The 11,513-nt window shown below is 59.9% G+C and carries 9 protein-coding genes and 1 pseudogene; 7 read left to right on the forward strand and 3 right to left on the reverse strand.

What is annotated here, in order from left to right:
• Positions 1-142: 142 nt before the first annotated feature.
• From JWU58_RS08660 to fabF, 3 genes and pseudogenes are all read left to right on the forward strand, one after another.
• Positions 143-2,137 (forward strand): polysaccharide biosynthesis protein, encoded by a 1,995-nt coding sequence (locus JWU58_RS08660; protein WP_076567685.1) that lies wholly within the window; start codon positions 143-145, stop codon positions 2,135-2,137.
• A 110-nt stretch (positions 2,138-2,247) separates the two neighbouring features.
• Complete coding sequence (locus tag JWU58_RS08665; RefSeq protein ID WP_206421767.1) at positions 2,248-2,583, forward strand: ComEA family DNA-binding protein; 336 nt, start codon at positions 2,248-2,250, stop codon at positions 2,581-2,583.
• Between the two features lie 205 nt (positions 2,584-2,788).
• Positions 2,789-4,061: pseudogene (gene fabF, locus JWU58_RS08670) on the forward strand (beta-ketoacyl-ACP synthase II).
• On the opposite strand, the gene JWU58_RS08675 reads toward fabF, so the two are convergent.
• From JWU58_RS08675 to eat, 3 genes are all read right to left on the reverse strand, one after another.
• Positions 4,058-4,615, reverse strand: a complete 558-nt coding sequence (locus JWU58_RS08675; RefSeq protein WP_206421768.1) for a TetR/AcrR family transcriptional regulator — start codon at positions 4,613-4,615, stop codon at positions 4,058-4,060. The pseudogene fabF and the gene JWU58_RS08675 sit on opposite strands and share 4 nt — an antisense overlap.
• A gap of 137 nt (positions 4,616-4,752) precedes the next feature.
• The gene (locus JWU58_RS08680) at positions 4,753-4,920 is read right to left on the reverse strand and encodes a DUF2897 family protein (protein WP_016770901.1); all 168 of its coding nucleotides are present in this window, start codon (positions 4,918-4,920) and stop codon (positions 4,753-4,755) included.
• Between the two features lie 129 nt (positions 4,921-5,049).
• Positions 5,050-6,414 carry an ethanolamine permease gene (gene eat, locus JWU58_RS08685; RefSeq protein WP_206421769.1) on the reverse strand — a complete coding sequence of 455 codons (1,365 nt, stop codon included), beginning with the start codon at positions 6,412-6,414 and terminating at the stop codon, positions 5,050-5,052.
• Positions 6,415-6,813: 399 nt separating this feature from the next.
• On the opposite strand from eat, the gene kdpF reads away from it, so the two are divergent.
• From kdpF to kdpC, 4 genes are all read left to right on the forward strand, one after another.
• Positions 6,814-6,903, forward strand: a complete 90-nt coding sequence (kdpF, locus tag JWU58_RS08690; protein WP_007899818.1) for a K(+)-transporting ATPase subunit F — start codon at positions 6,814-6,816, stop codon at positions 6,901-6,903.
• 8 nt (positions 6,904-6,911) lie between these two features.
• Complete coding sequence (kdpA, locus tag JWU58_RS08695) at positions 6,912-8,606, forward strand: potassium-transporting ATPase subunit KdpA (protein WP_056788402.1); 1,695 nt, start codon at positions 6,912-6,914, stop codon at positions 8,604-8,606.
• 10 nt (positions 8,607-8,616) lie between these two features.
• A complete protein-coding gene (gene kdpB / locus JWU58_RS08700) occupies positions 8,617-10,674 on the forward strand; it encodes a potassium-transporting ATPase subunit KdpB (RefSeq protein ID WP_206421770.1) in 2,058 nt (685 codons plus the stop codon).
• A 230-nt stretch (positions 10,675-10,904) separates the two neighbouring features.
• Positions 10,905-11,450 (forward strand): potassium-transporting ATPase subunit KdpC, encoded by a 546-nt coding sequence (gene kdpC / locus JWU58_RS08705; protein ID WP_133339429.1) that lies wholly within the window; start codon positions 10,905-10,907, stop codon positions 11,448-11,450.
• Positions 11,451-11,513 lie beyond the last annotated feature (63 nt).

Raw genomic sequence — 11,513 nt, forward strand, 5'->3', positions numbered from 1 at the left:
CCATCAGCTATCCCGCTCCACATCACTGAGCGGGGTTCAGAGCCAAACCGTTCAGATTCCTCAGGTCAATGCGGTATGCTGTTTGGAGCTCGACCGGTAATGCAGCGGTGGAAAGGAGAAGTTTGAGGTGAGCGAGGCATTCATGGACAAAGTCAGGACTTATCTGGTCAACCTACCCCGCCGGCGCAAGCGGCTGCTTCAGGTGGCTACCGATATTTTCCTGGTCTGGACCGCTTTATGGTTGGCGTTTATCGTTCGTCTGGGCATAGACGACATGTACAACCCGCTTAAAGTACATTTTTGGCTCTTCGCTTGCGCTCCTGTGATCGCCGTTCCCCTGTTCATCCGCTTCGGGATGTATCGAGCGGTGATGCGTTACTTTGGAAATGACGCATTGATCGCCATCATCAAGGCCGTCAGTCTGTCCTCCTTGCTCCTGGCTCTGGTTGTTTATTGGTACAGCAACCATGAGGCGGTGGTTCCTCGCTCGATAATTTTCAATTACTGGTGGCTGAGTCTCGTCATCATTGGCGGCCTTCGCCTTTGCATGCGTCAATATTTCATGGGGGACTGGTTCACCGCCGTCAAACATGTACCTTTCACCAATCGCGATGATGACCTGACCAAGGTTGCCATCTACGGTGCAGGTGTCGCGGGCAACCAATTGGTTGCAGCGTTGCGTATGGGGCGGGTCATGCGGCCGGTGGCGTTCATCGACGATGATTCAAGTATCGCTGATCGATCCATTGCTGGCCTTCAGGTTTATAAACCCAAACATATTCAACAAATGATCGATGTCACCGGCGCACAGGAAATTCTCTTGGCGCTGCCTTCATCGACTCGAGCTCGGCGGCGGGAAATTCTCAATTTTCTGGAGGGTTATCCGCTTCATATACGTAGCGTTCCCAATTTCACCGACCTGGCCAGCGGCAGGGTCAAGGTGGATGATATTCAGGAAGTCGATATCGCCGATTTGCTGGGACGAGATGCTGTTCCCGCGCAGCCGGATCTGTTGGAGCGTTGCATCAAGGGCAAGACAGTGATGGTGACGGGCGCCGGGGGGTCTATTGGGTCTGAGTTATGCCGACAGATTTTTTCGCTCGGGCCGACTGCGCTCTTACTGTTTGAACACGGCGAGTTCAATCTATACAGCATTCTGTCAGAGTTGGAACAGCGAAGTAGTCGCGAGTCGGCGCCTATCCGGCTGCTGCCGATTCTGGGTTCGATCCGGCACCAGGAAAAATTGCTGGACGTAATGAAAACCTGGAAAGTAGATACCGTTTACCACGCCGCGGCTTATAAACATGTGCCGATGGTTGAGCATAATATTGCTGAAGGCGTTCTGAATAACGCCCTCGGAACGCTTAATACTGCCCAAGCGGCTTTGCAGTCTGGCGTATCCAATTTCGTGTTGATTTCTACAGATAAGGCGGTTCGCCCGACTAACGTGATGGGAAGCACCAAGCGTCTGGCGGAGATGACTCTCCAGGCGCTGAGTCGAGAGGTCGCTCCTGTACTGTTTAACGACAGTGCGAAAGTCTCCCGAGTGAATAAAACCCGCTTCACCATGGTTCGTTTCGGCAATGTGCTGGGTTCGTCTGGTTCGGTCATACCGCTATTCCATAGCCAAATCAAATCCGGCGGGCCGTTGACCGTTACCCACCCCAAAATCACTCGATACTTCATGACAATCCCCGAAGCCGCCCAACTTGTTATACAGGCTGGCTCCATGGGGGAGGGCGGCGACGTATTCGTCCTCGACATGGGTGAGCCAGTAAAAATTGTCGAACTTGCTGAAAAAATGATTCACCTTTCTGGGTTGAGCATCCGCTCCGACCGTAATCCCCAAGGCGATATCTCCATTGAATTTACGGGGCTGCGTCCGGGTGAAAAGCTCTATGAGGAACTGCTCATCGGTGACAACGTATCGGCTACCTCACACCCCATGATCATGTCTGCCAAGGAAGACTATTTGCCATGGGACTTGCTCAAGGTAAAACTGAACGAACTCCTTAAGGCCGTCGAAGCCGACGACTACACTCGCGTCCGCCAGCTCCTTCGTGAAACTGTCTCCGGCTACACTCCCGACGGAGAAATCGTTGACTGGATCCATCAGCAGCGTCGCCTCGAGCCCTGATTGTTTCACATTCTGTAACGCTCGCATTTTTGACTTCCCGCCATCATGACCTACGTTTGGAGAGCAGCTTGGGAAAAGCTGCTTTCTAAAACGATGATGGAGCGTCACTTATGCGTACCGGTTATATCTACTCGCTGATCTTTGCTTTCCTCACCAGCGCCTCTATCGCTGCGATTGCGGCTCCCGAAACTCCTTCGGAGACGACGAAGGCTCCTTTGCTGATGGATGCAGCTGCTCCTTCTCAGACTGCCAAAGTCGATCTCAATGGCGCGGATGCGGCGACGTTGCAGAAGGAGTTGGCGGGTGTGGGTGAGGCCAAGGCGCAGGCGATTGTTGCGTATCGCGATACAAACGGGCCGTTTGCGTCGGTGGATGAGTTGCTGGAAGTGAAGGGGATTGGCAAGGCGATTCTGGATCGCAATCGTGAAAAGCTGGAAGTGAACTAAGCTGACAGTTCAACGCCGAGAGGCCGGTCTTTGACCGGCCTTTTTATTGAGTGCGGATCGGGTGGATGCCTGAACGCTGAAAATTACGGGTATCATATTGCGCCTTGATTATGCCTATAATAATTTCGCTCGGGACTGATTCAGCAGCCGAATCGCAGCACACCGATGCACGTCGAATTTTGAATTGATAAGGGGTAACCACGGTATGAACCAACGTCGAGTCGTCGTCACGGGCATGGGCCTGGTTTCACCCTTGGGCAGTGATGTTGAAATCGTCTGGCAGCGTCTGCTGGCCGGGCGTTCCGGGTTGCGTAATCTGCCGGACGCTGTGGTGGCTGATCTGCCGACCCGGGTCGGCGGCAGTGTGCCGACGGTGGAGGAGGATGCCGAGGCCGGATTTGATCCGGATCGTGCGACGCCGCCCAAGGAACAGAAGAAAATGGATCGCTTCATCATGTTTGCCATGGAAGCGGCGCGGCAGGCGCTGGAGCAGGCCGGTTGGCATCCAGCCGACGCTGAAAGCCAGGAGCGCACAGCGACAATCATCGGCTCGGGCGTCGGTGGTTTCGGTGCGATTGCCGATGCGGTGCGTACCACCGACAGCCGTGGCCCTCGGCGTTTGTCGCCGTTCACCATTCCATCGTTTCTGGTCAATCTCGCGGCGGGTCATGTGTCGATCCAGCACGGCCTCAAAGGGCCGTTGGGCGCACCGGTTACCGCCTGTGCCGCCGGGGTTCAGGCGATCGGTGATGCGGCGCGGTTGATTCGTGCAGGGGAGGCGGACATCGCAGTATGTGGCGGTGCTGAAGCTTCGATCGATCGCGTCAGTCTCGCCGGTTTCGCGGCGGCGCGGGCGCTGTCCAGTGGTTACAACGATACCCCTGAGAAAGCCTCACGTCCTTTCGACAGTGGGCGTGACGGTTTCGTAATGGGTGAGGGCGCTGGTCTGGGTCATCGAGTCGCTGGAGCATGCTCTGGCGCGTGGGGCGGTACCGTTGGCCGAACTGGTTGGCTACGGCACCACCGCCGATGCCTATCACCTGACCGCCGGGCCGGAAGACGGCAGCGGCGCACGCCGGGCGATGCAATTGGCACTGGCTCAGGGCGGTGTAACGCCGGAGCGGGTGCAGCATCTCAACGCACATGCGACGTCGACGCCGGTCGGTGACCTGGGCGAGTTGGCGGCGATCAAGGCTTTGTTTGGCACGCAGAACAAGATCGCCGTGACTTCGACCAAATCCGCTACCGGTCATTTGCTCGGTGCGGCCGGCGGGCTGGAGGCGATTTTCACGCTGCTGGCGATTCGTGATCAGGTAGTGCCGCCAACGCTCAACTTTGAAAACCCGGATCCAGCGAGCGAAGGGGTGGACATTGTCCATGGCGAGGCGCGGTCGATGGCGATCGAATATGCATTGTCCAACGGCTTCGGTTTTGGCGGGGTCAATGCGAGCGTGTTGTTCAAGCGCTGGGAGGGTTAATCGCTCGATTGCTTGAGATGTTCGCGGGTGACGTCGAGGATGCGCTGGGCGAAGTCGGCATCCGCGACGCTGCGTGACAGCAGCAGTGCACCGGCCAGGGTCGCCATGATGACAATGCTGCGATCGGCGACGTGCTCGCCTTCGAGCGCGCCCTGAATTTGTTCGAGGCGAGCATTGAGGACTTCGTCACTGGTGGGGCTTGGCTGGCCGCGCAGGCCCAGCTCGGAGGAAATGGTCAGCAGTGGGCAGCCTTCGTGGGGCGAGGTCTGATGCCACTCTGACAGGTAGGTGTCGATAAAGACTTGCAGCGGGTTTTCCTGCGCGAAGATTTCTTCGCACAGGCCCGCGACTTGCTCGCCGGCCTCTTGCAGGGCTTTTTCGACCAGTTCTTCCTTGGATCTGAAGTGCGAGTAGAAGCCGCCATGGGTCAAGCCCAGGGCTTTCATCAAAGGCTGCAGGCCGGTGGCGCCGATACCGTCCTTGCGAAATCGGGCGGAAGCTTCCTTGATGATGCGTTGATGGGTCTGGGCTTTGTGATCTGGCGAGTAACGCATGTGGAGCTCTCCGCGACGATGCTGCCATCTTAACCACGGAAGATTAAATGGTGACTGTACTTCTAAAATCTAAACAGCCTGCGGGTAAGTCCGATCGTGCTGAAAAAACAAACCCCGCCATTGCGGCGGGGCTCGTATCAGCGGTCTTGTGCATCCTTGGCATCCGCTTCGGCATTGCGCTGTGCGACGCGCTTGCGTTCTTCATCGGTCAGTTCGACCTTGTTGGCGGTGTCGCGCAACATCATAAGTCCGCCGACAATCGAGCCGATCGCAACGACCAGAATCAACCAGGCATACCAGGGCATAACGGCTCTCCTTAATGGCAGCTTGACGGGCGAGGACTTCGCCGTGCGATGCTGCATACCATCTTTGAGCGAAACGACTTCGCGGTGGTTCCATTCTAGGCCGCTTATGCCCGGCACACCCGAACAGTGTTACAGACCGGTCAACATCGCATCCGCCGGCGCATCGGCACGCAGTTGCCCAGTGAGCATGAAGTAGCAGAACCCCACCGCCATGAAACCGAGGAAAATCAGCCCGATCAGTGTGTTGAACCACGCCATCGCCACCAGGCAAACCACCGCCAGCACCAGCGCGATCAGCGGAACCAGCGGATAGCACGGCGCGCGGAAAGTACGTTCCAGATTCGGTTCCGATTTACGCAGTTTGAACAGGCTGAGCATGCTCATGATGTACATCACGATCGCGCCGAACACGGCCATGGTGATCATCGCTGCGGTGAGTGTCATGCCGCCGAGGTTGATCAGGCCGTCGCTGTAGATCGCCGCGATGCCGATCAGGCCGCCAGCGATGATTGCGCGGTGCGGGGTCTGGAAGCGCGACAGTTTTGCCAATGAGGCGGGCAGGTAACCGGCGCGGGCAAGGGCGAAGAATTGTCGTGAGTAGCCGAGGATGATGCCGTGGAAACTGGCGACCAGGCCGAACAGGCCGATCCACACCAGCATGTGCAGCCAGCCGGAGTTGTCGCCGACCACGGTTTTCATCGCCTGCGGCAGTGGGTCGTTGATGTTGGACAAGGTGCGCCAGTCGCCGACGCCGCCCGCGAAGAACATCACGCCCATGGCCAACAGCACCAGGGTCAGGATGCCGCTGATGTAGGCTTTTGGGATCGTGCGTTTCGGGTCCTTGGCTTCTTCGGCGGCCATGGCGGCGCCTTCGATGGCGAGGAAGAACCAGATCGCGAAGGGAATCGCCGCGAACATCCCGGCAATTGCCGGCGCGCCGAAGACGTCGGAACCGGCCCAGCCATTCAGCGCGAAGTTGCTGAAGCTGAACGCCGGCGCGACCACGCCCATGAACACCAGCAACTCAGCCACCGCCAGCACGCAGACGATCAGCTCGAACGTCGCGGCCAGTTTCACCCCGAGAATGTTCAGGCCCATGAACACGATGTACGCGCCGACCGCCGCGTGTTTCGGGTTCAGCGCCGGAAATTGCACATTGAGATACGCGCCTATCGCCAAAGCAATCGCCGGCGGGGCGAAGACGAATTCGATCAGTGTGGCCAGTCCGGCGATCAATCCGCCTTTTTCGCCAAACGCGCGGCGGCTGTAGGCAAACGGCCCTCCGGCATGGGGAATCGCGGTGGTCAGTTCGGTAAAGCTGAAGATGAAGCAGGTGTACATGGTCGCGACCATGAATGAGGTCACCAGAAAACCCAGCGTACCGGCCACGCCCCAGCCGTAACTCCAGCCGAAATATTCCCCGGAAATCACCAGCCCCACGGCAATGCCCCACAGGTGCAACGTGCCCAGCGTGGGTTTGAGTTGTGTGTTCATGCGCTTGCTCCCTGAAGGATTGGAAAGCTTCGGGAAGGGCGTGTGCAGTGGGCGTGCCATCACCGTGAAACGAGTCGTAATGAGTTCAAAGCTGTCGCAGGGGGGATGTTCGCAGCTGGATGGGCGTTTTTCGTGCGCCAGTTGGGTGCGATGTTGTCTGCGCCGCCGCCTTCGCGAGCAGGCTCGCTCCCACATTTTGACATGCGTTGCCCCGGTGGGAGCGAGCCTGCTCGCGAAGGCGCCAGCCCAAACACCACGAAACTCAGCCGTAAAGCCCGCATAAACCCACTCTTTACGCTTTCTTTATGACCCACGCCGCGCCTCGCTCTCGTTCCTTTACAGCCTCCTTCCCGACAATCGCTGCACACACGGCAATACGCCGTTACACGGAGATCTTCCATGAGCGTTCTGGACGGGGTGTCACTGCTGTTGGCAGTGGGGCTGTTCATTTATCTGTTGGTTGCGCTGTTGCGCGCGGACCGGAACTAGGAGCGGCTATGCACAGTTATGACTATTGGCTGATCCTCGGGTTTTTTGCGCTGGTTCTGCTGCCGGCGCCGTTCCTTGGGCGCTTCTATTACAAGGTGATGGAGGGCCAGCGCACCTGGCTGACGCCGATTCTCGGCCCGGTCGAGCGCGGTTGCTATCGCCTTGCCGGGGTCGATGCGCAGGCGGAGCAGAGCTGGCAGAAATACACGCTGGCGCTGCTGGCGTTCAACCTTGCCGGTTTCCTGCTGCTGTTCGCCATCCTGTTGTTCCAGGATCACCTGCCGCTGAACCCGCAGAATCTGCCGGGCCAGGAATGGACCCAGGCGTTCAACACCGCGGTCAGTTTCATGACCAACACCAACTGGCAGTCCTACAGCGGTGAGGCGACCCTCAGCTACCTGAGCCAGATGGTCGGTCTCACCGTGCAGAACTTCGTCAGCGCCGCCACCGGCCTGGCTGTGCTAGTCGCGCTGTGCCGTGGCATCGGCCGTAAGTCGGCGCAGACCCTCGGCAACTTCTGGGTCGACATGACCCGCGCCACCCTCTATGGCTTGCTGCCGCTGTGCCTGCTGCTGGCGCTGTATCTGGTCTGGCAGGGTGTGCCGCAAACCTTCGCTCAGTATGTAAATGCCGTGACCCTGCAAGGCGTCGATCAGGTGATCCCGCTCGGCCCGGCCGCCAGCCAGATTGCGATCAAGCAACTGGGCACCAACGGTGGTGGTTTCTTCGGGGTCAACTCGGCGCATCCGTTCGAGAACCCTACTGCGTGGAGCAACCTGTTCGAAGTCGCTTCGATCATTCTGATCCCGGTGGCGCTGGTGTTCACTTTCGGCCACTACGTCAAGGATCTGCGCCAGAGCCGCGCGATCATCGCCTGCATGCTGGCGTTGTTCCTGATTGGCGGCGCGACGTCGTTGTGGGCTGAGTATCAGCCGAATCCGACCCTGAACAACGCCGCTGTCGAGCAGACTGCGCCGCTGGAAGGCAAGGAAGCGCGCTTCGGTACCACCGCGACGGTGCTGTGGTCGGTGACCACCACGGCGGCGTCGAACGGCTCGGTCAACGGCATGCACGACAGCCTAAACCCGCTCAGCGGCATGGTCGCGCTGGTCAACATGATGGTCGGCGAAGTGATCTTCGGCGGTGTCGGCGCCGGGCTCTACGGCATGTTGCTCAACGTGCTGATCGCGGTGTTCCTCGCCGGTCTGATGATCGGTCGGACGCCGGAATACCTCGGCAAGAAGCTTCAAGCGCGTGAGGTGCAATTGCTGGTGGTAACGCTGCTGGTGATGCCCGTCGGCGTGCTGGTGCTCGGCGCCATTGCCGCCACGGTTCCCAGCGCTGCGGCAACCATCAGCAACCCCGGCGCGCACGGTTTCAGTCAGTTGCTCTATGCCTACACCTCGGCGAGCGCCAACAACGGTTCGGCATTTGGTGGCCTGGGCGCGAACACGCCGTTCCACAACCTGATGCTCGGCCTGGGCATGTTGATCGGCCGCTTCGGCTACATCCTGCCGGTGCTGGCACTGGCCGGTAGCCTGGCGATGAAGAAAAGCGCACCGGTCGGCCAGAACAGCTTCCCGACTCACGGCCCGCTGTTCGTGACCCTGTTGACCGTGACCATTCTGCTGGTGGGCGGCCTGACGTTCTTGCCGACGCTGGCGCTCGGTCCTATCGCCGAACATTTAAGTATGGGCTTCTAAGGAATCCATCATGAATATGCCTGCAATCAAACCCGCCGCCGTCAAAGCGCCGGAACAAGCCAAAACCGCGATCTCGGCCCTGTGGCGTCCGGCGCTGGTGCAAGCCTTGGTCAAGCTCGACCCACGGCAACTGGCGCGTTCGCCAGTGATGCTGGTGGTCGAACTGACGGCGATTTTCACCACCGTGCTGTGCTTCCTTCCGGACGCCGACGTGCCGACCTTCGTCGCCGCGCAAATCGCTCTGTGGCTGTGGTTCACCGTGCTGTTCGCCAACTTCGCCGAGGCCCTGGCCGAAGGTCGTGGCAAGGCCCGCGCCGACAGCCTCAAGGCCGGCAGCGAAGGTCTCAGCGCCCGTTGCCGCCAAGCCGATGGCAGCTTCAAGATCGTGCCGGCTGCCAATCTGCGCAAGGGCGACGTGGTGCGAGTCGAAGCCGGGGAAATGATCCCCGGTGACGGCGAAGTCATCGAAGGCATCGCGGCGGTCAACGAAGCGGCGATTACCGGTGAATCGGCGCCGGTGATCCGCGAGTCCGGCGGCGACCGTTCCGCCGTCACCGGCAACACGCGGCTGGTGTCCGACTGGCTGCTGGTGAAGATCACCACCAACCCTGGTGAATCGACCCTCGACCGCATGATCGCCCTGGTCGAAGGCGCCAAGCGTCAGAAGACCCCGAACGAAGTCGCGCTGGATATTCTGCTGATCGGCCTGACCCTGATCTTTCTGCTGGTGGTCGTCACCCTGCAACCGTTCGCGCATTTCGCCAATGGCAGCCTGCCGCTGGTGTTCCTCGTGGCGTTATTGGTCACGCTGATCCCGACCACCATTGGCGGTCTGCTGTCGGCCATCGGTATCGCCGGGATGGATCGTCTGGTGCGCCTGAATGTGATCGCCAAGTCCGGTCGCGCGGTGGAGGCGGCGGGCGACGTGCACGTGCTGTTGCTCGACAAGACCGGCACCATCACCTTCGGCAACCGTCGTTGCAGCGCGGTGTATGCCGCGCCGGGAGTGACCGGCCGTGAGCTGGCCGAAGGCGCGTTGTTCGCCTCGCTGGCCGACGAAACCGCTGAAGGCAAGTCGATCGTCGAGTTCCTCCGTGGCCTGCATCCACAACCGGAGCCGGCCCCGGAAACCCTGACCGCCGTGCCGTTCAGCGCGGAAACCCGCTTGTCCGGCGTCGATTATCAGGGCCGCGTGTATCGCAAAGGTGCGGTGGATTCGCTGCTGGCGTTTCTCGGTCAGCAGCGCACCGATCTGGCCCCGGCGCTGGCGCGCGAGATCGACAAGATTGCCCAAAGTGGCGGCACGCCGTTGCTGGTCTGCGCTGACGGCAAATTGCTTGGTGCGATCCATCTCAAGGACGTGGTCAAACCAGGCATCCGCGAGCGTTTTGCCGAGTTGCGCAAACTGGGGATTCGCACGGTGATGGTCACCGGCGACAACCCGCTGACCGCTGCTGCGATCGCCGCTGAAGCAGGCGTCGATGATGTGCTCGCCGAAGCCACGCCGGAGAAAAAACTCGCGCGGATCCGTCACGAGCAGAACGACGGTCGCCTGGTCGCCATGTGCGGCGACGGTGCCAACGACGCCCCGGCGCTGGCCCAGGCCGACGTCGGCATGGCGATGAACGATGGCACGCAAGCGGCACGTGAAGCGGCGAACATGGTCGACCTCGACAGCGACCCGACCAAGCTGCTCGACGTGGTGCAGATCGGCAAGGAATTGCTGGTGACCCGTGGCGCGCTGACGACCTTTTCCATCGCCAACGACATCGCCAAATACTTCGCGATTCTGCCGGCGCTGTTCGCCTCGATTTACCCGCAGCTGGGCGTGCTGAACATCATGCATCTGAGCAGTCCGCAGAGCGCGATTCTCTCGGCCATTGTGTTCAACGCGCTGATCATTGTTGTGCTGATTCCACTGGCATTGCGCGGCGTGCGGGTGCAGGCGGCGAGTGCGGCGGCGTTGCTGCGGCGCAATCTACTGATCTATGGCGTCGGCGGGATTGTCGTGCCGTTCGTGGGGATCAAGGTGATCGACATGCTGCTTACGGCGTTGCATCTGGTGTGAGGCTGAAAAGAGCCCCTCACCCTAGCCCTCTCCCGGGGGGAGAGGGGACTGACCGAGGTGTTTGTGCGAGGTTCGCCGACCTGAAATTCCGAGCCGAACTCAGGTCTTGAACAGCATGAAGATCGGCTCCCTTTCTCCCTCGCCCCCTTGGGGGAGAGGGCTGGGGTGAGGGGGAAAAGATCTCCCTGACACCCGGCAAAAGTTTGTCCAACGAATTCGAGGATCTTGAAATGTCCACAATGATACGCCCGGCCCTGACCCTGTTGGCGCTGATGACCCTGATCACCGGCGTCGCCTATCCACTCGCGGTTACCGGCATCGCCCAAGTCGCTTTCCCGGCTCAGGCCAATGGCAGCCTGATCCACGACGCTGACGGCAAAGTCCGAGGCTCGGCGCTGATTGCTCAGGATTTCAGCGGCGACAACTGGTTCCACCCACGCCCGTCCGCCGGGGCTTATGCCACGGTCGCCAGTGGCGCGAGTAACCTTGCACCGAGCAATCCGGCCCTCGCGACCCGCGTAATCGAAGACGCGCAAAAACAACAAGTCGCTGGGCAGGGGCCGGTGCCATTGGCTTTGCTGACCACCTCCGCAAGCGGCCTCGATCCGCACTTGCCACCGGCGGCAATTGCCTATCAACTGGCGCGTGTCGCGGCGGCGCGCAACCTGCCGGTGTCGACCTTGCAGCAATTGCTCGATAAGCACATCGAACAGCCGCTGGTGGGTCCGCCGGTGGTGAATGTGCTGGAGCTGAACCTGGCACTGCAAAACCTGTAATTCAGTTGATACCGATCGTTCCCACGCTCTGCGTGGGAATGCATCAATAGACGCTCTGCGTCT

This window comes from Pseudomonas atacamensis, assembly GCF_017167965.1.
Classification (GTDB): domain Bacteria; phylum Pseudomonadota; class Gammaproteobacteria; order Pseudomonadales; family Pseudomonadaceae; genus Aquipseudomonas; species Aquipseudomonas atacamensis.

Excerpts from the sequence above, each read along its gene's own strand:
- JWU58_RS08660 (WP_076567685.1), top strand. The coding sequence starts at position 143 with ATGGACAAAGTCAGGACTTATCTGGTCAACCTACCCCGCCGGCGCAAG.
- JWU58_RS08665 (WP_206421767.1), top strand. The coding sequence starts at position 2,248 with ATGCGTACCGGTTATATCTACTCGCTGATCTTTGCTTTCCTCACCAGC.
- JWU58_RS08675 (WP_206421768.1), bottom strand. The coding sequence starts at position 4,615 with ATGCGTTACTCGCCAGATCACAAAGCCCAGACCCATCAACGCATCATC.
- JWU58_RS08680 (WP_016770901.1), bottom strand. The coding sequence starts at position 4,920 with ATGCCCTGGTATGCCTGGTTGATTCTGGTCGTTGCGATCGGCTCGATT.
- eat (WP_206421769.1), bottom strand. The coding sequence starts at position 6,414 with ATGAACACACAACTCAAACCCACGCTGGGCACGTTGCACCTGTGGGGC.
- kdpF (WP_007899818.1), top strand. The coding sequence starts at position 6,814 with ATGAGCGTTCTGGACGGGGTGTCACTGCTGTTGGCAGTGGGGCTGTTC.
- kdpA (WP_056788402.1), top strand. The coding sequence starts at position 6,912 with ATGCACAGTTATGACTATTGGCTGATCCTCGGGTTTTTTGCGCTGGTT.
- kdpB (WP_206421770.1), top strand. The coding sequence starts at position 8,617 with ATGAATATGCCTGCAATCAAACCCGCCGCCGTCAAAGCGCCGGAACAA.
- kdpC (WP_133339429.1), top strand. The coding sequence starts at position 10,905 with ATGTCCACAATGATACGCCCGGCCCTGACCCTGTTGGCGCTGATGACC.